Consider the following 21,162-nt stretch of genomic DNA (forward strand, 5'->3'; position numbering starts at 1 on the left):
CTACCTTAATGACACATACTCGGAGAGAATTCCTAAAAAAAACACTGGCTGGTATTACCGGTGCTTATGTTATTTCTGGCAGCCAACTTTTAGCTGCCCAGCCTGCCTACCTTCCCAAAAAAGCTATCCAGTTCCGCTTTGCTGTGGCTTCGGATGGGCATTTTGGGCAGCCCGATACCCCATTTCAGCAAGACCATTCTAACCTGGTACAATGGATAAACCGTGAAAAACAAGATAAAGGACTGGATGTGTGTATTATTAATGGCGACCTGATTCACGACAAACCTGAATTGCTGCCAGAAGTAAAAACCTATTTTGACAAGCTTACCATGCCTTATTATACCACACGAGGCAACCACGACCGGGTAGACGGGCAAACCTGGCAGCAAACCTGGGGCTATGGATTAAACCATGATGTGGTGTTAAAAGAACATGCCTTTATTCTGACAGATACTTCCAATGAAAAAGGTGAATACCTTTGTGTTGACCTTGAATGGCTGGAGCAGCGGCTGAATCATTACCGAAATAAGCGGAATGTGTTTGTTTTTATGCACATTACTCCCAATAAATGGACTCAGAATGGCATAGACTGTCCGGAGCTACGGAAAATAATGGAGGCACATCCCAATGTAAAAGCTATTTTCCACGGACACGACCATGACATGGACATGATTAAAGAAACCGGGAATAAGCCATATATTTTCGATGGGCATTTTGGAGGCAGTTGGGGCGTGGATTATAAAGGCTACCGCATTGTTGAAATAGATAAGAAAGGAAACATTTTTACCTACCAGTTTAATCCTGCAGTTGCTCCGGTAGTCAATTCCGGGTGGCTACAAAAGGCGTAAAGGTTGTATCTTGCATCCTTTACCAATACGCTTTACCCATAGCTTTGAAATACTTCCAAATAGTGTCAACATATATTTGTTTAGTCCTATTACAAGCAATATTTAAACGGAATTCCTTTTAAATTTCACAATCTCCCGGTTTTAACTACAGGATTTTTTATATTGCTGGCTATTTATAATTTCATCGAAAATGATTGTTTCCTGCTCCCTGAACGGCCAGATACTGCCTGCTGATAAATTTACCATAGCCATAAATGATCTGGGCTTACTCAGAGGCTATGCTATTTTTGATTTTTGCCGTACGGCCAATGGAAAGCCTTTTTTACTTCCCCAGTACCTCACCCGTTTCCGCAACTCTGCCCGCTTGATGGAACTTGACCTGGACTATTCCGATGAACAAATAACAGAAATTATTTATCAGCTTCTGGAACAAAGCAACTTACCCTTTGCTGGAATCCGCTTGCTGCTCACCGGCGGATACACAGCCGATAGTTTCACTCCTGCCAAACCCAACTTCCTGATTACTATTGAAGAGCTAAGCCTGGTGCCAGCGGGTGTAGTGGAGAAGGGAGTAAAATTGATGAGTTATGAACATCAGCGGGATATGGCGGAAATAAAAACAACGAACTATACGGTTGCCCTGCGGCTGAGGAAAAAATTACAGCAACAAAATGCCTATGATATTCTCTATTATTCCAACGGCCATGTATTGGAGCTTACCAGAAGTAACTTTTTTATTGTCAAAGGAAATACCGTGATTACCGCTGCAACCCATATATTAAAAGGAGTTACCAGGCAAACGGTATTAAATCTGGCAGAATCGCAGTATAAAGTAGAAGTACGCGAAATAAAATTATCCGAACTTGCCGAAGCCGATGAAGCTTTTCTGACCGGAACAAACAAAAAGATAGTGCCAGTAGTGCAGGTAGACGATCAGGTGATCGGAAATGGAAAACCAGGGCAAGTAACCATGAACTTATATAAAGCTTTTCTGGAGTTTGAAACAAACTATTGAGCTTATTTTACCTCACCACTTACGGCTGCTTAGCACCAGTTTAGTAGCCATCAGCATCAGGGAGATCATGCTGAGAAAATACACTACATTCCGCGAATCAATCAGGCCCCTGCTTAAGGCATTGTAATGATAATCGATACCTAACTGGTTGATGATATAGGCGGCCTCTCCCCAGGCATTGATCGAAGTAAGCGACGAAAAGCCGGCATATAAAATAAAGCAAAGAAACGCGGCTATAATAAAAGAGGTAATCTGGTTGTCGCTGATGCTGGAGGCAAAAATGCCGATGGCTGTAAAAACGGCGCCCAGCAAAGCCAGCCCAATATAGGAGCCAAATACCCCAGCCGAATCAACATTTCCTGCCGGATTCCCCAGATTGTAGATACTGAAGTAGTACACCAGGGTAGGTATCAGCGTAAACAAGATTAACAGGAAGCTGGCCAGATATTTACCCAGTATAATTTCCCAATCGGTTAAAGGTCTGGTTAGCAGTAGCTCCATTGTGCCTGCTTTCTTTTCTTCGGCAAAGGTACGCATGGTTACGGCCGGAATCAGGAACATGTATACATAGGGAGCCAGGTAAAATAACGTAGATAAATCTGCAAATCCGCTGTCCAGTACATTCGTATCCGGAAAAACCCAGATAAATAAGCCCATACCAGTCAAGAAAATGATCATGATGATGTAGGCAATTAATGAGTTAAGAAAACTGCGGATCTCTTTTTTAAGTATAGCCAACATGGATTACTAAACGGATTTGCTGATAGGCAGCTCCTGCAAAACACCGAGGCTGCATCCGGCAAAACTACCAATGAAAAACATGCCATCAAATAGTTTAGGTTATAGCAGGGGTAAGTATTTTACTCCTTGCACTAATATAGCCTGAAACTGTGCTGAAACACACCCATACTGCATTTGCATCTAGTATTCAGTACGCCATACAGGTGCCTGCCATTCCGATTATCTGCTGCTGTTTGCAACTTTATTGTCCAACGGTAGTAAACACTAATAAACTGATTTAAATGAATTGCATAGCTGCCAACGCTAAAAGCGGTTCTTCTCCTTTGATATTAAAACAAAAAACTATGGAAATACTCAAATTCAAAACTACTATTCAATCGGATGCGGACCTGCAGAAGATAACCCCGCTATTAAATAAGGAAGAAAGTTTTCATCAATGGAAACTCGATACCAGCACACCTGAAAATATCTTAAACATCTCTACCAACGACCCAGACCCTCAAGTAGTTATTAACCTGCTGAAAACGGCTGGTTTCCAAGCAGAGTTGATTCAGGTATTTGGTGCAGGCGGAGCGGGTTTATAAGTTAATTTACAACTTCCATCACGGCATTTTTCCGTCTGGCAGCTGTAACTAGGGTAGCCGCCAGCAGCAACAGCGCCATAATAATGCCTGCTGCATAAGAGATACCTTTGGGCAGGCTAAAGCCTTCGGGCGCTACCAATAAGTAGCTGGTCACTACGGCTGTCATAAAAACAGCAGGCACGAGAGAAACCCAGTACTGTTTACCCTCTTTCAACAGATAAGCGGTAATGGTCCAGAGCACTACTGTCGCCAGCGTCTGATTGGTCCAGGCGAAATACCTCCAGATCACCGCAAAATCAATCAATGTTAGCATAAACCCGATAACAAACAGTGGCGCACAGATCAGCAAGCGGTTGACCAGCGGACCTTGTTTTACCTTGAGAAAATCGGCCACAATAAGGCGGGCACTCCGGAAAGCAGTATCACCAGAGGTAATGGGTGCAGCTACCACCCCCAGCAAGGCCAGTAAGCCACCAATTTTTCCAAGTAGCGAGTTAGCTATTTCGTTGACAACAAATGCGGCATTGCCCCGGTTGGCATTCATCACTTCGTTTAAGCCATCTACCCCATTATAAAAACTCATTCCGATGGCCGCCCAGATCAAGGCCACCACGCCTTCGGTTACCATAGCTCCATAAAATATACTTCTTCCTTGTTTCTCATTGGTGAGGCACCTGGCCATCAACGGAGATTGTGTGGCATGAAAACCGGAAATAGCCCCGCAGGCAATGGTTACAAATAACATCGGAAACACCGGAAACGACTCCGGACTGGAGTGCAGGTTTTGAAAGGATGCTATGGTTAACTCCGGAACCGGTAAGCCCTGCCAGACCATAGCTACCGAAATCCCAAAGGCCATAAATAATAAGGCAATGCCAAATACCGGATAAATTTTGCCAATTACTTTATCTATCGGCAGAACCGTAGATAAAATATAATAAATAAAAATAGCCCACACCCACACCGTAATGCCCATCGCCTGCCCCGTAAGATCATCGAGAATTTTGGCCGGCCCCATAATAAACACGGCTCCCACCATAATCATTAGCACCACAGAGAAGCCCCGCATAAACTGTTTAATACTGTTTCCCAGATAGTGGCCTGAAATTTCGGTAATGCTCTGCCCGTTGTGTTTAACAGAGAGCATGCCTGAAAAATAATCATGTACACCGCCGGCAAACAGAGAGCCTAATACAATCCATAGAAAAGCTACCGGTCCCCACATTGCGCCAGCTACAGCACCAAAAATCGGCCCCAGGCCGGCAATATTTAAGAACTGAATCAGAAAAATGCGCCACCAGGGCATAGGTACATAATCTACTCCATCGGTCATGGTAACGGCAGGTGTAGGCTTGGAAGCATCGGCACCAAAAATACGTTCTATCCATTTGGCATACACAAAATACCCGGCACATAATAAGGCTATAGCGGCAAAGAAAGTAATCATCTGCTGACTGAAGGTTGATTGAACATTAAAAATAAGGAAAAGTGCTTAGTTTACAGCATATACCTACTTTCATTTTCGGTATAGTTGCTAATTTATTTGCTGAATGAGTGTTTTACACAAAATACCTGCACTTTCCGGAATAGCTGAAGACGGGTAGCTACACTTCTGTTATGATCTCCAAAAAGAAGGCAAGCCAATAAAAATTCAGGATTCGCATTGGGTATTTTTGCAGGAAATGCTATCTTTTAACAGGCAAATACTTTAGACTTATTGGTATGCTGGATATAGTTATAGAAGCAAGGCAGGCTTCATTGGGTAATGGATTGGAAGTGCGGCGAATTTTGCCGTTCCGGTTACGGCGAATGGTGGGCCCTTTTATTTTCATGGATCATGCCGGGCCGGTATCAGTTCAGCCCCAGCAGATGTCTGCGATGGATGTGCTCCCGCATCCGCATATTGGGCTTTCTACGGTTAGTTACCTGTTTGGCGGGCAAGTGACCCACCGCGACAGCCTGGGGGTAGAGCAGATTATTCGCCCCGGAGAGGTTAACTGGATGACGGCCGGGCGGGGCATTGCCCACTCAGAACGTTTTGAAGACCCGGCTGCCCTGGCTGGCGGAGAGCTTGAAATGATTCAGACCTGGGTAGCCTTGCCGGAAGCAGATGAGGAAAGTGCCCCGGCCTTTGACAATTATCAGCCTCAGCAGTTACCTATATTTACGGAAAAAGGTGTATGGATGCGGCTTATTGCCGGAAATGCATATGGGTTGAAAAATGGAGTAAAAACGCATTCGCCTTTATTTTATGTGCATGCAGTACTGGAACCAGGTACCCGTTTTGGTTTGCCCAAAGAACATTCCGAACGGGGAGTATATGTTGCCAAAGGCAGCCTGCAGGTAAACGGAAACCGGTATGGCCCTGGCCAGTTGCTGGTATTTACCAAAGGCATAGATCCGGTGCTGTTCGCCCATGAAAAAACGACCCTGATGCTGCTGGGAGGCGAACCCCTGGGAGAGCGGTTTATCTGGTGGAATTTTGTTTCGTCGAGGCGAGAACGGATTGATCAGGCCAAGGCCGACTGGGAAGCCGGACGTATTGCCTTGCCGCCTCAGGATAACCAGGCATTTGTGCCATTGCCTAAAGATCCGTTCCGGCTAAAAGGCAGTCCGCCACCGCAGCCTTTGTCGTAGACACCTAGCCTGGGATAAATACGGGTAAAACCTGCTCCAGTACGCCTAGTGGCAATAAAAGAGGATACAAGCCAAGCAATTATTTTTTTCTGAAAGCCGGAACATAGCTACAAATTCCGGTGTTTCTCCATAGAATTTTGTAGGCTAGTTTCCAGGATTTTTAAGAAATATTATTTACTATTGTATATAGGGTGTTCCCTTGAATTATATCATCAGCATGCGTTTCTTTTCCTGAAATTCATTCATTTAGCAGGTACATTAACTCAATAAAATATTCACTTTAAACACGTCATGAGTAAATCACAAAACACTTTTAATAAGAAAGAATTAGAAGACAAAAAGAAGAAGAAGAAGCAGGAAAAGCAACAGAAGATGGAGGAACGCAAATCCAATGCTGACAAGCGCAAAAGCATGGATGATATGATCGCCTATGTGGATGAATATGGCAATATTACTTCTGTTCCCCCAGATCCTACTAAACGCTCCAAAGTAAATGCTGAAGATATTCAGGTGGGTATTTCCAGGAAAGGAGACACTGATGTAGCAGAAGAAGGCAGACGCGGAACAGTTACCTTTTTTAATACCTCCAAAGGATATGGCTTTATCAAAGACAGCAAAACCCAGGAAAGCATATTTGTGCATATCAATGGCCTGCTCAATCCTATCAAAGAAAACGACAAAGTTACTTTTGAAACAGAAATGGGGCAAAAAGGGCCAATGGCTGTGAGAGTGAAGCTGATCAATTAATCCCAATCCACTGTACGTATATAAGTACCGCAGTTGACTTACAGGTAGCTGCCCGATAGTTGCATACCTGTAAGTCAACTTTTTCATTTTTTTGGCAACCATATGTTCCGGTTTCCGGCATGAGTCTTTGCCTATGCCGTTCCGAGCCTTTTGATAAAGTGCATATGAGAGCGGAAAGCTTTTAAAACAGAAGCATGTTCCAGGTAGGTAATATTAAACTCTTCACAGGTTTCCTTCACCAATTTGTTGATTGCCGGATAATGAATGTGACTGATCTTCGGAAACAGGTGGTGCTCTACCTGAAAGTTTAATCCGCCCAGAAGCCAGGAGACCACTTTACTATTTGTAGCAAAGTTTGCTGTGGTTTTCACCTGATGAATAGCCCACTCATCTTCTATTTTGTTTGACTGCTCGTTCGGAACCGGAAACACGGTACCTTCTACAACATGGGCCAGCTGAAAGACCACACTAATAAAAGTACCACACACAAAGGTAGCAATAGCAAAACCAACAAGGGCTTGAAGTGGTCCCAGCATAATGATTGGCAAGGCAATGTATACAATTACATAAGCTAGCTTAGTAACCCAGAATATGGTATGTTCTTTTGCATCTAAGGTATAGGCACCAGCATTGGCAGCTATTTTACCGGTAAAGTATTTTTCAAAATCATGGTAAAATACCCATACTACGTACGAAATACCATAAAGTCCGATCCAGTACAAATGCTGAAACCGGTGCAGGGCATACCTGGGCTGATTTTCATTCAAACGCATAAAAGGCTTTACATCAATATCCGAATCCATTCCTTCTATATTGGTATAGGTGTGATGATTAATGTTATGCTTGATCTTCCAGTAATAGGCATTGCCACCTAAGACATTGAGAAAATACGCCGATGTTTCATTCAACCATTTGTGTTTTGAAAAACTTTGATGGCCGCCTTCATGCATAATATTGAATCCGATAAGGGCCAGGTTCATTCCAAATAAAATACAAAGCACGACAGAGGTCCAAACACCGGGGTTAAAGAATACAAGCCACACATACAGGGTTATAGCTGTGCAAACCTGAATAATACTTTTTATCAGCAATGGCCTGCTTCCGGATGTGTGAAGCTGCCGGCTTGCAAAATAGTGGTTAACTTTTCCTTTTAATATGTTAAAAAAAGGACTTTGGGTATGGGTGAAACTAACTTTGGGCATGTAGCTATGTAAAGAGTAAAAGGGTAAGGCAGTCTGCCAGCGGAAAATTAGAGAAGCCTGTAGTTGGTTCTGGGCTGGGCTTTGCTTACTTCCAGCTTGCGGTAACCGATCTGCTGGTTGTTTAACCGGTTGATAGCTTCTAAGGCTTCCTCTTCGTTGGGCATGCTAACAAACCCAAAACACTTAGACTCGCCGGTAAACCGGTCTCTGATAATAGAAACTGATTTGATGGTGCCAAAGTCAGAAAAAAGCTCTTTCAGATCGCCCTCTTTAAAAGAGGCACTGAAGTTACTGATGTGAATATCCATTTTTATTATTTTATTGAATTGTTTCAGTAGTAAACCAAACCGCTGTACTGGCAAAAGCAAGTAGTTGATCTGGTTGTGGCAATAGCATCCCTCCTTTTGTCTGATGGCTAAAACAGCGCCCTTCCATCCAGATTTTCACAGCTGGCTGGTCAAAATATCAGGCCATCGCAGGAATTACTCCGGTATAGGCAACCGACTGGTAAAATACAGCCATGCGTTCATTCCATTTATTTCTGATATGAATGATAGAGGGAATTCCTAAAGGAGTTAGTCCTAGACGTATTTTCTCTTCCAGCAGGTATTGTAGCTCTTTTATACTCGTAGCTTTTACCACTTGATAGTTAATAAGATCATAATTTTTCATAGCTTTCAAATTTAAACAGGTGAAACTGGTGCCTATGTCCGCGTGCGGTTCAGGCGTATAGCCGGCCTTTACTATAAAATCTTCCGGATGATGAGTACTCACCAACAAGAACAAACAGGAGCATATACTGCCCTGTTTTTGCACTATTGTTGCGCCAAGTCAGATACGTACAGAGCTTTGTTAGGGAGTTCTATAGATTAGTTAAGGCATGCAGTGCCTTATGTACAAAGGCATCAAGTAGGGATACTTAGTTTCGTATTTCGGCAAAGTATCCTGGTATGCGGACTTTTTTACTTTACGAAGGATTGCTGGGCTAATAACTCATACTCTTCCAGATCTATTTCTTGTAGAGAAGTGTAATCAGGAATAAATTCTGTTTTTGTGCATTTAAGTGTAGCAGCTATCCGTGCATTTTGCACATCATCGGCTTGTACAGGCACCCAGGCTTCTCTATGCGATATATTTTTAATAAGTTTTACTTTATAGTGGTTCATAGAGAAAAGGGGCTAAAGGTTGGTTAGTATCTGTAAGTATAAGCCTTATTATATAGTTAACGTTCCATTTGGGCAAATATATATTTGCTGAGAAGATTTTTCTCTGCTTGTATACGTTCAGCTTTTGAATAAATAGGTATTCTATTTGTTTAAATATTCCGTGTTATTGATATGAATAGATTTACTGCAATGTTAATTTTATAAAACTGTAGCTGGCTTAGCTGCCACTCTATTTCAGCTCAGCAGGTAGATAGCTATTTACTACTTATATAGCTCGGCGGCATCTTACAGATTGTTCTTTTTCATTTCCTTTACCGCATAGTCAGCAGCTCGTGCAGTCAGGGCCATGTACGTTAAGGATGGATTCTGCGTAGAGGTAGAAGTCATGCAGGCCCCATCGGTAACAAACACATTTTTACACAAATGGAGCTGATTCCATTCATTAAGCAAAGATGTTTTTGGGTCTTTGCCCATGCGTACGCCGCCCATTTCATGAATATCCAGGCCGGGTGCTTGCTTGCTGTCACTGGAACTGATATTGGTAAAACCTGCCATGGTAAACATTTCTGTTAGCTGCTCTATGTAATCTTTAGTCATCTGCTCATCATTGTCATCATAGTCTACATGTACCTTCAACTGAGGCACTCCCCAGGCATCTTTCTGCGTGGAATCCAGACGTACTAAGTTCGTTTCTTTGGGAATAGTCTCCCCCATCATATGGCTACCTACCCGCCAAGGACCAAGCGAAGGATGCAGCAGATTTTCTTTCAGGCTAGCCCCAATACCTTCCCGGCTTTGCATGGTTCCTCTGGAAGCACTTAGGCCGGCTGCATAACCTCTTAAGAAAGAAGTTTCCTGGGCAAACACGTTCCGGAAACGGGGAATATACCCACTGGTTGGCCGGCGGCCATCGGTTGTTTTATCCATAAAACCTTCGTAATCGGCAGAAACCCTGGCCCGGTAATTATGAAAGGCTACATATTTTCCCAGCAGGCCATTGTCGTTGCCCAATCCCTGTGGGAATCTGTTGGAGGTAGAATTCAGTAATACCAGATTTGTATTTAAAGCAGCTGCATTTACAAAAATAATGCGGGCATAATACTCAGTCATTTGTTTGGAATGGGCATCCATTACGCGTACGCCTTTGGCTTTCCCCTTTTTCTCATCGTAGATGATAGAATGTACCACGGAATCGGGGCGTAAGGTGAGTTTACCTGTTTTAGCAGCCCAAGGCAAAGTAGACGCATTGCTGCTGAAATAGCCGCCAAATGGGCAACCCCGCTGGCAAAGCACCCGGTTCTGGCATTTACCTCGGCCTTGCTCAAAATGAATAGGCTGCGGCTCGGTGATATGAGCACATCTGGCCACAATTACATGCCGGTCTTTATACTTATTAGTAACGGTTTCTTTAAAGTAGTTTTCTACACAACTCAGTTCGAACGGGGGTAAAAACTCCCCGTCCGGTAAGGTAGCCAGGCCATCTTTGTTCCCGGAAATACCAGCAAATTTTTCTACATAACTATACCAGGGAGCTATATCTTTGTAGCGGATGGGCCAGTCTACGGCAAACCCATCCCTGGCTGGGCCTTCAAAATCAAAATCACTCCAGCGCTGCGTATGGCGGGCCCACAACAACGATTTCCCGCCTACCTGGTAACCCCTGATCCAGTCGAACGGTTTGTCTTGCACGTAGGGGTGTTCTTTATCTTTTACAAAAAAATGCTGGGCATCTTCCCGGAACGCGTAACATTTGCCTACTACCGGATTTTCTTTGAGTACCTCCAACGGAAGCTGTCCCCGGTGCTCAAACTCCCAGGGGTTCATCATGGTAGTTGGGTAGTCTTTAATGTGCTTTACATCTTTGCCACGTTCCAACACCAACGTTTTCAGTCCTTTTTCAGTTAATTCTTTCGCAGCCCAGCCGCCACTAATGCCAGAGCCAATGACAATGGCATCGTATGTTTGATTTTTTATAGAGTCTATATTCAGATTTGCCATGAGGAGAAGTTAGTTAGTTACCGGGGCACACCCATTAAAACGGGCCGGAATTAATTCATATTTTAACAGGTTTTTCATGACATACTCCGAGTTGAGGTAGCCTTGGATAGTCAGGTTTTTAATTAGCGAAAAAGCCGATTGTTTGTCTTGCGTGCTTTCCGCTTCCATCGCCAGCAGAAGCTGGTTGCGTTGCTGGGGCGTACAAGCACTAAAGGCTTGACTAAAGGTTTGCTTTGCTTTTTCTTCTATGGCTTCTAATCCTTGGGTAAATTTTTCCTGAGCAGGTTTTTCATAGCAATCTTTCAGCATGGTCAGGATAAATTTATCTACACCAATCTCTTTCGCTCCGGGTGTATCGGTGGCTGGAATAATAGTTTCTACCACTTCAGCAAGCAAGGTTTCCAGTTCGGGCGGAAGCAGATTTACCGATGGAGATAGGAGTTGATGGCTGTTCCAGCCGTATGCCCAGGTTGGTACGGTAAGTATGCCTCCCAAGGCCAGGGCCATTTGTTTTAAAGCTTCACGTCTTTGCATCATTAATCTTGAAGGGTATCTGATCTGTAGTAATTCATTTGCAGGTAAATTCACTGTAAAAAATATCCGGTAGTAGTTCCGTAAATGCTTACTATGCTTTATGACGTATGAACTGATACTGGACAGGGTAAATAGAGTTACAACCTACCTACAGATATAACTTTACCCAGACAAACTTACAAAAAAATACGTTTAGTTAGGTAGTTCTTTCCTGGTTCCTTGTACATCCTTTGTATTTTCCTGAAAAGAAAAAAGCAGCCGGGTCTAGATGGTAGACCTGGCTGCTTTTCTAAGGGAATGCTTTTTATTATTGAGCTACTATTTTACGGGTGCTTTGTTTCTTTTTGCGGTTTTTCTTTAAGCGGTTCAGCCACAATATAAGCCCGGTAATGGGGAAAGTAGCTCCGGCGATGCAAGAAAGAAAAGCAATAATACGGCCTGGTAAACCACCAATAGAGCCTACGTGCACCGGATAAAACGTTGTGCGTACCCGCTGCCCCAGATTCCGTTCTTCGTATAATTGCTGCCCCAATAGTTGTCCGGAATATTGATCCAGAAACAACTGGTTGCTGGCCCGTTCGTGCACGGCGTCGGCAGGCATTACAGTTATTGCAATAGAGGCTTCGGCTTCGCTTGGGCGGTTAATGGTATAATATTCGGCATTAGGCATCTGACTTTTAGCTATCTGATACGCCTGGTCGAAAGAGATTGGCGTAGCCCCCTCAGTTACTATTGATACCGGCGGCTCCGGGCGTACATTTTCTGAGCCAGTAATCCAGTAGATACCATCGTTAAACCATTTAAAAGACCAGGCCAGACCAGTAAATGCAAAGGCAAAAAGAAAAATAGCTGTATAGAAACCTACCACAATATGCAGGTCATGGTTGATCCGTTTCCAGCCGGCATTCCATTTCAGATTCAGCCGTTGCTTAAGTATTTTCTTATTTTGTGGCCACCACAGCACAATGCCGGTGATCAGAATGAATAAAAACAACGTGGTGCTTACCCCTACTATTAGTTTGCCGGTGTCGCCGGCCAGCAGCCAGCGGTGAAGGGAGAACATAGTAAAAAAGAATGGGCTCCGCTGACTCTGCATGCCAGCTATCTGGCCAGTATAGGGATTCATAAATGCCTGGCTGTTTCCTCCTTTGCCACCTGCCTGCGGGCCTTTTTTCCCTTCAGCACCTTCTTTCTTTGGCCCATGGGAGTGCTCAGTTTTTGCTTTATTAGCGTCGGATTCCGCACTGGTGTGTTCTTTTTTCTTGCCGTCTTCTGCTTTATAACTTACCTCTACCGTACGTTCCGGATCAGCGTATATTTTCACAGATGATACATTAGCACCTGGTACCTTAGCCTGTACCTCAGATACCATTTTTTCCAGCGGAACTTGCGCTGTTGCAAGCGGCTCCACCTGGTAACGTTCTGGATAAATGAGCTGCTGCATCTCTTTTTCGAATACTAACACGGCTCCGGTAAAACAGACAATGGCAATGACAATGCCGGCAGCTAGACTAAGATAGAGGTGAATGTTTCTAAAAAATACTTTCATTGTATACGGATTGACTAATATCTGATCAGAAAAGTTAACTCATAAAAACAGGCTTGGAAGCTATTTCTTCCAGGCCTGTTCATTAATGTATTTGTAGGCTAACAAAAGTGTATATCATAAAGGCTAAAATTTGTACGAAACTGTAGCAGCATACTGCCTGGGGGCAATCGGGTTTATGCTATTATCGTCATGGGCATAATAGCCAAGTACATTCAATAAATTAGTTATCCGCAGCCGCAACGATACATTATGGATACTATATCCGGCAGAGGCATCTAGCTGGAAGATGTTAGGTAAAGGAATCAAGCGAAAGGCATCATTTGGTATGGTAAGGCGGGTAGAGCGGCCTGCAACCATTCCGGCCATATAAAAACTGCTTAACCCTACGTTAAATCCTTTCAGTCCTGTATTCTGGAAGGTATAATACATACTAGCGTTGGCTGTATGGGCAGGATTGTAACGTAAGCGGCTGCCTACTTCAAAAATATTGCTTTTGGTATATTTTGTCTGGTTGTAGCTATAGCCACCTATAAAAGAGAAGCCGTGCACAGTTCTGGTTGATAAGTCTACTTCTACTCCCTGGCTGGTTACTTCTCCGGCTAACTCTTGTGCATTTGGCCTGTCAGGATTAAAGTTAGGACTGGTTTGTAAGATAACTTGTGATAGGTTGCTATTCACAATTCGATATATCGTCACATTGGCTGAAAGCAAACCTTTAAATAAATCATTCTTAACTCCTACTTCATATTGATCTATAAATGACGGAGGGAGTGTAGCTCCAGAAGGATCAACAGCCGTATTTTGATTAAAAGAATTAGCATAGCTTGTAAAAATAGAAGTAGTTTTTAATGGCTGGTATACTATGCCAAATCTGGGTGTAAAGGCATGGTCATAACGTGTGGGTACACCAGATACACTAGCAGGTGTTGTTTTTGTGGCATTTGTATATATATTGCTGCTAATTTCTATATATGTATACCGGATACCAGCTAACACTTTTAATTTATCAGAAATGGATAATAAATCCTGAAGGTATACCCCACCTCTACCTGTAATATTTTTAGTCACAGAAAGTTTTACAGCCGAAGGAATATCTTCACGGCTAGCAAATTCCCCTAGATTAAATACATTGATTTTGTCATATCTAGCATCAATGGAATCTGGCTTTGCCAGGTTTGCATATATTCCAAAACTTGGAGAATTTGAGCGGTACTGATCGGCATCCGCCCCAAACAACAGGTTATGTTTCAGAAAACCTGTGCTGAACTGGCCTGTTAAATCAACTTGTGCCAGGAAATAAGTTTCATCATTGGCACTGCGCTGTAGGCTTCTATTTAACTGCGTGCTATCCTTTGCATTGAAAGAAGTAGGACGGGAAGTAGCATATAAATTACTGTTATATTTTTGAATTCCACCAATGGCCCGTAACTGCCAGTTCTGATTCAGGCGATGGGTAATAGTAGTAGTGATGCTTTTCTGTTCCACCTGGTAATTTCCCCAGGAAGCTCCCAGGAAACGGTTACGCGGAACATCCAGAATTGTGTATTTGAAAGCACCCACGCCATAATCAGGGGTGCGGTTGTCTTTCAGATAATCGCCTTCTACCAGTATATCTGTTTTACTGGTGGCTTTAAACAATACTGATGGATTAATATAAAAGCGTTCGGATTTTACTTCATCGCGGAAACTCTGCGCATTTTCATAGGTGGTATTTAACCGGTAGGCAATTTTGTCGCTGTTATTAATGGCTCCATATACATCCAGAGAAGGTTTGTAAAAATTGTAGCTGCCTATACGCATAGAGAGCTCGCCGCCATTTTCAAATTTTGGTTTTTTTGTTACCAGGTTCAGTACACCGCCCGCCGCTACGTTTCCAAATAAAATGGCACTGCTGCCTTTCAGTATTTCTACTTTCTCCAGAGAACTGGTTTCCGGCATTACACCATTATTAAACCGCACACCATTTCTGAAGGTATTGTTGCTGCCGAATGCGAAACCACGGGCGGCTATTTCTTCCTGAATGCCACCGGTAGTGCCCATAGTATATACGCCATTGGCATTGCGCAGCACATCGCTGATACGCAGCGTTTGCTGCTGATCCATTATCTCCCGGTCTATAATAGCAATGCTCTGTGGCAAATCCATGGGTCTGATAGCAATTTTGCCCACATTCACCGGCTGCTCATTCATGGTTTTTCTGCCAGTGACTACTACATCGGATAATTGCTGGGAGGCTTCAGAGAGTACAAAATCTACCTGTGCAACTTCTCCAGCAACAACGCTTACCTGCTTCTCCTGCGTTTGCAAACCTACAAATGATACAATAAGTGTGTAGCTGCCTGGTTTTACATGTTTTATCAGGTAATTCCCTTCATCAGAGGTTGTCGTTCCTTTGGTAGCCCCTTTTAAGGTTACATTCACAAAAGCAGCCGGCTTGCCATCACTGGAAGTAATATGGCCTGTAATCGTTCCAACCTGCGCTTTGGCAGCCATTGAAGATAATAGTAGTATACTCAGGCAAAGAATAGAGAAGTAAAGGTGTTTGATAGATAGAGATGGGTTCACGGTGGTTTATTTAAAAAAATAGTTGTTTAGATCAATTCTAAATAAAGCTCAAAACAAAGTATTATTTAGACTAATTCCAAATAATTTTTCCAATAAAATTTATCATACATCGACATATGGAAATTGGGGAGTTTTACTCACATAAATAGCCTGCAAAGAATAGATGCCCTGATAGGTAAGTTGAACTTAATTGATGTAGAGTGGGGCATTCGGGATAGCACAAAGGGAATATAGGCAGCTAATACATAGGTACCTCACTCCTATTCATCTTTACCACACTACGACATTGGATTGATTTATATTCTGCACTAAAAGATAATAACAATTCCTACGCACTGAAAGATGTGGTGCTGGTAGAATATAGAAGAGATCGATTTTAAAGGATAAGTAAGTTGGATGGAAAAGTACGTAGGTTATCTGATACACCGTTTATTTAGCAGGTTTCCGGCAGCGGATGTGCAGAAAATACGCAACTATCTGGGTATCCTGCAGAAAGGGGTATTGTTTTACGGCTTCCTCACTGGCTTTTGGTTCGTTCATGTATTCGATTATAAAGCCTGCCTGTATCAGCATATTTACCCACTGGCTGAGGGTTCTGGTAAACCTGGGCACCTTAAACTTTGGCAAAGACTGGTATTTTTCCGGCAGGGCGCTGAATGTCCACTCACTTAGATCGCCATGTTGATTTTTGAAATACTCGCCTACTTCTATTGCATATGTTTTTCCATCGGCATTCCGCAGGTTTTTCCGGTGAGGCGTATCAAAACAGGGATGGGAAATAGAAAACTGCAAAAAGCCTCCCCTTTTCAGTACCCGGAAAGCTTCCTTTAGTACCTTTTCTGTTTCCGGAATATCCATAAAACTCATAAAGGCGGTTGCAAAATCAAAGGTATTTTCCGCAAAGGGTAAATCTACGGCACTGGCCAGCTGGTAATGTATATTCAAGGGTGAATCAGCTTCTGTTTCTTTCGCATGTTGAATGAATACTTCAGAAATATCTATAGCCGATACCTGGGCTCCACGCTGGGCTAGCAGTCTGGTGTTATGCCCTTCGCCACAGCCAATGTCCAGGCCTTTTAAATCCGTAATATCAGGTAATTTTTCCAGAAAGGCAGGCGTATTTAGGTGATCCCGGTACGTATCGAATCCTGCGCGGCTAAGCAGGGTCCATGTGGCGGCATTTTCATTCCAGTAATGCCCGGTTTCCTGGTGGTTCATTCGGTTAATGTTGGCTAAGAAAGTTGTCGCGATAGCCAGGCAAACTAACAAAATTGTTCAGACTTGAGAAAACCCTGTATTGATTGTTTGTATAGCTTCGCAAAAAAATTTTGGCAGGCTATCTGTTTTTCTATAATTTTCCTCTGACAAATTGCTACCTACCCTATACCTTATGCTAACGTACAGAGACCTACCGGTTGTATCTTTTGAATCAGAACAAGACTTTGATACCTGGCTGGCAGCTAACCATGAGAAGGAAAAAGGCTTCTGGCTCCGGTATTATAAGAAAGGAAGTAACATCCCCACGATCCGCCACGAACAGGCAGTAGATGTTGCCCTCTGCTGGGGCTGGATTGATGGCTTGCTCAACAAATATGATGATATCTCCTATGTAGTCCGTTTTACGCCCAGAAGGCCCAAAAGTACCTGGTCGCAGGTGAATGTAGCCAAAGTAGAAAAACTGCTGCAAGCGGGACGGATGCAGCCTAGCGGGTTGGCCCAGGTAGAACTAGCCAAGCAAGATGGACGGTGGGACATAGCCTATGCACCTGCCAGTAAAATGGAAGTGCCCGCAGATTTTATAGAGCTACTCAAGCAAGAGCCGGAAACGTATGCCTTTTATCTGTCACTCAATAAAACTAACCTGTATACCATTGGCTACCGGTTAACCACCACTACAGATCCGGTAAAACGGGCTAAAAAAGCCAATCAGATTTTGGAAATGCTGCGGAATAAACAAACGTTTACCAAGTAGTTCACTACCCTACCCCTCTTTCGTACCTGGTATCATAGAGATTATTGATTAACAAAAAACCTGTTCGGTTAGTAAGACCTAACAGGTTTACCTTTCACACAAGGAATACGTATTTTTATCAATAGTTAGGTTTTACTTGTCCTCTTTAAGCTTGCGGTAATATTTTTTGGGTCCGTCGCAAGGCAGGTTGCTTTCTGTTAAGCCTTCTTCCTGGCTCAACTCTAAAACTAATGTACCTCCGCAGCTAAACTGTAAGGCAACTTTGCCAGGATCTGTTTCTGCTGCAAAAGTTAAGGTTATTTCATAGTTTCCCTCTTTGTTTTGGCTAAGAGCGTATGTACCGGTTGTCTCCACTCCTTCCGAGGTAAATTTCCGGAAACTACTATCGGCATTAAACTGATAATATTCCTGATATGGCAAGGTTTCTGCCCCCACTATTTTTCCGGTCCAGCCATGCATTACTTTGTCTACCTGCCACTGCCCGGTAATAGTTGTAGCGGTAATCTTGGAAGCAGATGAATCTTCCAGCTCCAGTTTATTCGCCTCACAAGCCACTAGAAATAGTATTGAAAATAATAATAAGTTTACTAAATGGGTTTTCATAAATACAGTCTGTTTATAGTTATTCTAATGACCCATAAACTGACTGGGTAGGTTGCATCTTAAGTAGATTAAATTTTGCCTGAAGGTATCATCTAATTTATTTCGCAGGTTACAAACCATCAGGTGAGAACCGTTAATGGCTAGCCTTACCTGTTCAGGAAGGTACCTGGGTATTTGCCTGTTGAGTATATTTTGCAGGCTTTCCGTATCGTCTTCCGTTCAGTAAAACACCTATAAAGGTTGAACGCACCAGAAACTGATAACTGAGCAACAAAACAGCTAAACTCGGTAGCAAAATGGCCATTACCTTTAGCAGCCAGTGCCATTCGTAGGGATAGACACATACCTGAAAGAAAACGACTACAGGCAAATGAATGAGGTACATCCAGTACGAAGCATCGGATAGGTAGCGGATTGGCCGGCTGGGGCGGGAAAAGAAAGTCAGCATGGCTCCGATAAAGGCAAACACGGCAGTCATGGAGGCTACCCCATAGAAACTGTTATAGATCATACTCATTAGCTGCATAGTGGCCGGGTCTACTGCCGGAGTACCCGCTTGCTGCCCTGGTGCCATTGCCTGATAAACCGTGGAGAGAAAAGATGCAGTAACCAGGGCCACCAGAATCAGGCTTATACATAGGTTTACTTTCCAATATTTTTTAAAATTTGCCAGCAATTCCTTTTGCCTGTGCAAAAACCAGCCAAAGGTAAAGTAGCCGCCATATACCAGGAAAGAAGCCCATTTAGGCAGCAGGCCTACATCTGGTGTATCTACGCCAAACCCATTTTTCATACCCCACATTGCCGGAATGGTGCATAACCCGAAAAGTAAACTTCCCCACCACCGGTTCATCAGAAAAGAAATTACGCTATCTATTCCCTGCCTGAACTTGCCTTGTTTATCGAGTGCTTTTGCTAGGAGTGGCCGTAAAACAAGCACCCCGGCACAGAACCAGAGAAGGTAATACAGAAACCACAAATGGGTTAAGGGAAAGCCATTGCTCATCCATATGAAAGAACGAAAATTTTGCGCTACAATTTGCCAGTACCCCATGTGAGCTATAGCTGGGTTCATGGCCAGGTAGCCCATTTGCTGATATCCCCATGTCCAAAGTAACTGGACAGACACGACGATGACTGGCCAGAAAAGAAGCAAAGGCAACCCAATACGTGCCGCCCTATGGGTTAAGAAACCCTGTGCTCCTCTCCGGTGGTACAACATATGTGCAAAAAAACCGGATAACAGGAAAAAAGCCTGCATGCGGAATACGTGCGCTACATAGAAGAACACATCTATAGCTACGCTGGTCTGGGCATCTTTTACGGCCCACAGCATGGGAGGTAAAAAAGATACCAGTGATTCTACGCCATGAAAAAAGATACCGATGAGCAAAGCAATAGCCCGGGCTGCATCTAAGGCATTATACCGTTCGGCAGACAAGGCAGTTGTAGGAAGTGTAGGAGAACTGGCGGATATAAACATATATAAACTATGCGAATAAGGGGTTGGAAAAAAGCAGACACATAGAAAACCGGTTAAAGAGTAATACAACTCACTCTAATCGCCCTTTACTATTATGTCTGCCAATGCTATAATAGCAACTTAGGTTGGCAAGTCCAACGTTTTAGTCCTAATTCTATGCAAGGACACATAACGGATGAAGAACTAATTACTATTTATCTGTTTTGTGTGGCTTTCCAAGAGAAACAAAAACTCAAATCTATGCACACTTACATACATCAGCATTGGCTCTCTTACTTTCCTAATTTGCCTGCTTACCAGACCTTTGTCAATCGATTAAATCGCATGGCTGACCTTTTTCCAGTCTTAGTTAGCCAACTCCTTACCGATTTAGGGGTAGAAGAAGGAGAACAGGCTTGGCTCCTTACTGATTCTATGCCCATCATTACCTGCTCACACAAAAGAAAAGCCAAAGTAGCCTTAGCTATAGTTAATAAGGGCTTTTGTGCTACTAAAAACCTGCATTACTTTGGTGTCAAACTTCATCTTTTAGCCCAAAGCAGGAAAAACAGACTACCTTTACCTGAATATGTAGGTATTACAGCTGCTTCTGTACATGATTTAACCGCTCTAAGACCTGTCCTGGATTGCTTGACAAACAGGACGATCATTGCAGATAAAGCCTATTCTGATCAAGAACTTCATGAGAAACTCCTCTCTTTCCAAGCCTGTGAACTGATTACCCCTGTCAAAAATATAAAAGGGATGTTAGCAGTAACCAAGCAGTTTGAACAAGCTTTTAATGATTTATTTTCGAGTGCTGTTTCTCGAATCAGGCAGCCGGTTGAGTCTTTTTTTAATTGGCTACAAGAAAAAACTGCTATTCAAATAGCTTCCAAAGTAAGGTCAACTGCTGGGCTTATCGTTCATGTGTTCGGTAAAATAGCTGCCGCTCTTTGCATTTGGATGAATTTTTAACCCCTTATTCGAATAAACTGTTTAAAAAGATACAAAAGCAAAGGAACAGAAAGCCAAGAAACAAGAATCAGCGGGTAATCATATAGGTATTCACCTGAAATTTTCAGTACACAAGCAACATATAATGAACACCTTACCTGGATTATGTACCTTCAAGTAGAAAGTACCGGCCTACGGTAACTGTTATGGATAAGGCTAGTAGGACAACCAACATAGGCAGCTTCGAAAACTGCTTATTTTGCCAATGCACCACTCCTGCTCCCAGTAGTACCAGCCCCATACAGGCAGCCGCAACTAATGTTACTACTGGTAAAACATTAATCATTAAAGGCAAGACTATGCCCACAGCTCCCAGAATTTCCAATGCACCCAACACCCTAAGAAAAGTCAATGGAAAAGAGGCAGGCACTAATCGGGCTACTTTTGCCGGAGATTGAAATAGCTTGGCACTTCCGGCTATCAGGAAAGTTACCGCTAAAAAGCCTTGCATTCCCCATAGTAATTTATCTAGCACCAGTAGGTTCATAGGAGTAATAAGTATTCGGAAATACGCACAGTTAT

21 protein-coding genes are annotated in these 21,162 nt (G+C 43.1%); 7 read left to right on the forward strand and 14 right to left on the reverse strand.

Annotated features, from left to right (window positions below; all coding sequences use genetic code 11):
- Positions 1 to 8 precede the first annotated feature (8 nt).
- Positions 9 to 848, forward strand: coding sequence for a metallophosphoesterase family protein (locus tag Q0590_RS17935; protein ID WP_302038959.1), 840 nt, complete (start codon positions 9 to 11; stop codon positions 846 to 848).
- Positions 849 to 1,038: 190 nt separating this feature from the next.
- On the forward strand, positions 1,039 to 1,863 hold the full coding sequence (locus Q0590_RS17940; protein WP_302038960.1) for an aminotransferase class IV: 825 nt from the start codon (positions 1,039 to 1,041) through the stop codon (positions 1,861 to 1,863).
- A gap of 12 nt (positions 1,864 to 1,875) precedes the next feature.
- Here Q0590_RS17940 and gldF read toward each other — a convergent pair whose 3' ends face one another.
- Entirely contained in the window at positions 1,876 to 2,604 is a 729-nt protein-coding gene (gldF, locus tag Q0590_RS17945) for a gliding motility-associated ABC transporter permease subunit GldF (RefSeq protein ID WP_302038961.1), read from the reverse strand.
- Positions 2,605 to 2,948: 344 nt separating this feature from the next.
- On the opposite strand from gldF, the gene Q0590_RS17950 reads away from it, so the two are divergent.
- The gene (locus Q0590_RS17950; protein WP_302038962.1) at positions 2,949 to 3,188 is read left to right on the forward strand and encodes a copper chaperone; all 240 of its coding nucleotides are present in this window, start codon (positions 2,949 to 2,951) and stop codon (positions 3,186 to 3,188) included.
- 1 nt (position 3,189) lies between these two features.
- Here Q0590_RS17950 and Q0590_RS17955 read toward each other — a convergent pair whose 3' ends face one another.
- Positions 3,190 to 4,635: a carbon starvation CstA family protein gene (locus tag Q0590_RS17955; protein WP_302038963.1), complete on the reverse strand. Its 1,446-nt coding sequence runs from the start codon at positions 4,633 to 4,635 to the stop codon at positions 3,190 to 3,192.
- A gap of 275 nt (positions 4,636 to 4,910) precedes the next feature.
- On the opposite strand from Q0590_RS17955, the gene Q0590_RS17960 reads away from it, so the two are divergent.
- On the forward strand, positions 4,911 to 5,825 hold the full coding sequence (locus Q0590_RS17960) for a pirin family protein (RefSeq protein WP_302038964.1): 915 nt from the start codon (positions 4,911 to 4,913) through the stop codon (positions 5,823 to 5,825).
- A gap of 291 nt (positions 5,826 to 6,116) precedes the next feature.
- Positions 6,117 to 6,572, forward strand: coding sequence for a cold-shock protein (locus tag Q0590_RS17965; protein ID WP_302038965.1), 456 nt, complete (start codon positions 6,117 to 6,119; stop codon positions 6,570 to 6,572).
- A 131-nt stretch (positions 6,573 to 6,703) separates the two neighbouring features.
- Here Q0590_RS17965 and Q0590_RS17970 read toward each other — a convergent pair whose 3' ends face one another.
- The 9 genes from Q0590_RS17970 to Q0590_RS18010 all read right to left on the reverse strand — a co-directional run bounded on the left by Q0590_RS17970 (position 6,704) and on the right by Q0590_RS18010 (position 16,804).
- A complete protein-coding gene (locus Q0590_RS17970) occupies positions 6,704 to 7,774 on the reverse strand; it encodes a fatty acid desaturase family protein (RefSeq protein WP_302038966.1) in 1,071 nt (356 codons plus the stop codon).
- A gap of 47 nt (positions 7,775 to 7,821) precedes the next feature.
- The gene (locus Q0590_RS17975; protein WP_302038967.1) at positions 7,822 to 8,082 is read right to left on the reverse strand and encodes an RNA recognition motif domain-containing protein; all 261 of its coding nucleotides are present in this window, start codon (positions 8,080 to 8,082) and stop codon (positions 7,822 to 7,824) included.
- 157 nt (positions 8,083 to 8,239) lie between these two features.
- Positions 8,240 to 8,446, reverse strand: coding sequence for a hypothetical protein (locus Q0590_RS17980; protein WP_302038968.1), 207 nt, complete (start codon positions 8,444 to 8,446; stop codon positions 8,240 to 8,242).
- A 290-nt stretch (positions 8,447 to 8,736) separates the two neighbouring features.
- On the reverse strand, positions 8,737 to 8,940 hold the full coding sequence (locus tag Q0590_RS17985; protein WP_302038969.1) for a hypothetical protein: 204 nt from the start codon (positions 8,938 to 8,940) through the stop codon (positions 8,737 to 8,739).
- A gap of 285 nt (positions 8,941 to 9,225) precedes the next feature.
- Positions 9,226 to 10,938, reverse strand: coding sequence for a GMC oxidoreductase (locus Q0590_RS17990; protein ID WP_302038970.1), 1,713 nt, complete (start codon positions 10,936 to 10,938; stop codon positions 9,226 to 9,228).
- A gap of 9 nt (positions 10,939 to 10,947) precedes the next feature.
- A complete protein-coding gene (locus Q0590_RS17995) occupies positions 10,948 to 11,475 on the reverse strand; it encodes a gluconate 2-dehydrogenase subunit 3 family protein (protein ID WP_302038971.1) in 528 nt (175 codons plus the stop codon).
- 304 nt (positions 11,476 to 11,779) lie between these two features.
- Positions 11,780 to 13,021, reverse strand: a complete 1,242-nt coding sequence (locus Q0590_RS18000) for a PepSY-associated TM helix domain-containing protein (RefSeq protein WP_302038972.1) — start codon at positions 13,019 to 13,021, stop codon at positions 11,780 to 11,782.
- Positions 13,022 to 13,144: 123 nt separating this feature from the next.
- A complete protein-coding gene (locus Q0590_RS18005) occupies positions 13,145 to 15,586 on the reverse strand; it encodes a TonB-dependent receptor (RefSeq protein ID WP_302038973.1) in 2,442 nt (813 codons plus the stop codon).
- Positions 15,587 to 16,015: 429 nt separating this feature from the next.
- On the reverse strand, positions 16,016 to 16,804 hold the full coding sequence (locus Q0590_RS18010) for a class I SAM-dependent methyltransferase (RefSeq protein ID WP_302038974.1): 789 nt from the start codon (positions 16,802 to 16,804) through the stop codon (positions 16,016 to 16,018).
- Between the two features lie 172 nt (positions 16,805 to 16,976).
- Here Q0590_RS18010 and Q0590_RS18015 point away from each other — a divergent pair, with 172 nt between their 5' ends.
- The gene (locus Q0590_RS18015; protein ID WP_302038975.1) at positions 16,977 to 17,558 is read left to right on the forward strand and encodes a YdeI/OmpD-associated family protein; all 582 of its coding nucleotides are present in this window, start codon (positions 16,977 to 16,979) and stop codon (positions 17,556 to 17,558) included.
- Positions 17,559 to 17,690: 132 nt separating this feature from the next.
- On the opposite strand, the gene Q0590_RS18020 is transcribed toward Q0590_RS18015, so the two are convergent.
- Both Q0590_RS18020 and Q0590_RS18025 read right to left on the reverse strand, forming a co-directional pair.
- Complete coding sequence (locus Q0590_RS18020; protein ID WP_302038976.1) at positions 17,691 to 18,161, reverse strand: hypothetical protein; 471 nt, start codon at positions 18,159 to 18,161, stop codon at positions 17,691 to 17,693.
- A gap of 154 nt (positions 18,162 to 18,315) precedes the next feature.
- Positions 18,316 to 19,644 carry an acyltransferase family protein gene (locus Q0590_RS18025; RefSeq protein WP_302038977.1) on the reverse strand — a complete coding sequence of 443 codons (1,329 nt, stop codon included), beginning with the start codon at positions 19,642 to 19,644 and terminating at the stop codon, positions 18,316 to 18,318.
- A 156-nt stretch (positions 19,645 to 19,800) separates the two neighbouring features.
- Between Q0590_RS18025 and Q0590_RS18030 the strand changes: the two genes are divergently transcribed.
- Entirely contained in the window at positions 19,801 to 20,601 is an 801-nt protein-coding gene (locus Q0590_RS18030) for a transposase (protein WP_302038978.1), read from the forward strand.
- 142 nt (positions 20,602 to 20,743) lie between these two features.
- Here Q0590_RS18030 and Q0590_RS18035 read toward each other — a convergent pair whose 3' ends face one another.
- The gene (locus tag Q0590_RS18035) at positions 20,744 to 21,127 is read right to left on the reverse strand and encodes a DoxX family protein (protein ID WP_302038979.1); all 384 of its coding nucleotides are present in this window, start codon (positions 21,125 to 21,127) and stop codon (positions 20,744 to 20,746) included.
- Positions 21,128 to 21,162: the final 35 nt, after the last annotated feature.

The sequence above is a fragment of the Rhodocytophaga aerolata genome (assembly GCF_030503435.1).
GTDB classification, from domain to species: Bacteria; Bacteroidota; Bacteroidia; order Cytophagales; family 172606-1; genus Rhodocytophaga; species Rhodocytophaga aerolata.

Excerpts from the sequence above, each read along its gene's own strand:
- Q0590_RS17980 (WP_302038968.1), bottom strand. The coding sequence starts at position 8,446 with ATGAAAAATTATGATCTTATTAACTATCAAGTGGTAAAAGCTACGAGT.
- Q0590_RS17950 (WP_302038962.1), top strand. The coding sequence starts at position 2,949 with ATGGAAATACTCAAATTCAAAACTACTATTCAATCGGATGCGGACCTG.
- Q0590_RS17990 (WP_302038970.1), bottom strand. The coding sequence starts at position 10,938 with ATGGCAAATCTGAATATAGACTCTATAAAAAATCAAACATACGATGCC.
- Q0590_RS17935 (WP_302038959.1), top strand. The coding sequence starts at position 9 with ATGACACATACTCGGAGAGAATTCCTAAAAAAAACACTGGCTGGTATT.
- Q0590_RS17965 (WP_302038965.1), top strand. The coding sequence starts at position 6,117 with ATGAGTAAATCACAAAACACTTTTAATAAGAAAGAATTAGAAGACAAA.
- Q0590_RS17955 (WP_302038963.1), bottom strand. The coding sequence starts at position 4,635 with ATGATTACTTTCTTTGCCGCTATAGCCTTATTATGTGCCGGGTATTTT.
- Q0590_RS17940 (WP_302038960.1), top strand. The coding sequence starts at position 1,039 with ATGATTGTTTCCTGCTCCCTGAACGGCCAGATACTGCCTGCTGATAAA.
- gldF (WP_302038961.1), bottom strand. The coding sequence starts at position 2,604 with ATGTTGGCTATACTTAAAAAAGAGATCCGCAGTTTTCTTAACTCATTA.
- Q0590_RS18015 (WP_302038975.1), top strand. The coding sequence starts at position 16,977 with ATGCTAACGTACAGAGACCTACCGGTTGTATCTTTTGAATCAGAACAA.
- Q0590_RS18025 (WP_302038977.1), bottom strand. The coding sequence starts at position 19,644 with ATGTTTATATCCGCCAGTTCTCCTACACTTCCTACAACTGCCTTGTCT.
- Q0590_RS18035 (WP_302038979.1), bottom strand. The coding sequence starts at position 21,127 with ATGAACCTACTGGTGCTAGATAAATTACTATGGGGAATGCAAGGCTTT.
- Q0590_RS17960 (WP_302038964.1), top strand. The coding sequence starts at position 4,911 with ATGCTGGATATAGTTATAGAAGCAAGGCAGGCTTCATTGGGTAATGGA.
- Q0590_RS17970 (WP_302038966.1), bottom strand. The coding sequence starts at position 7,774 with ATGCCCAAAGTTAGTTTCACCCATACCCAAAGTCCTTTTTTTAACATA.
- Q0590_RS18020 (WP_302038976.1), bottom strand. The coding sequence starts at position 18,161 with ATGAAAACCCATTTAGTAAACTTATTATTATTTTCAATACTATTTCTA.
- Q0590_RS18000 (WP_302038972.1), bottom strand. The coding sequence starts at position 13,021 with ATGAAAGTATTTTTTAGAAACATTCACCTCTATCTTAGTCTAGCTGCC.
- Q0590_RS17975 (WP_302038967.1), bottom strand. The coding sequence starts at position 8,082 with ATGGATATTCACATCAGTAACTTCAGTGCCTCTTTTAAAGAGGGCGAT.
- Q0590_RS18010 (WP_302038974.1), bottom strand. The coding sequence starts at position 16,804 with ATGAACCACCAGGAAACCGGGCATTACTGGAATGAAAATGCCGCCACA.
- Q0590_RS18030 (WP_302038978.1), top strand. The coding sequence starts at position 19,801 with ATGCAAGGACACATAACGGATGAAGAACTAATTACTATTTATCTGTTT.
- Q0590_RS17985 (WP_302038969.1), bottom strand. The coding sequence starts at position 8,940 with ATGAACCACTATAAAGTAAAACTTATTAAAAATATATCGCATAGAGAA.
- Q0590_RS17995 (WP_302038971.1), bottom strand. The coding sequence starts at position 11,475 with ATGATGCAAAGACGTGAAGCTTTAAAACAAATGGCCCTGGCCTTGGGA.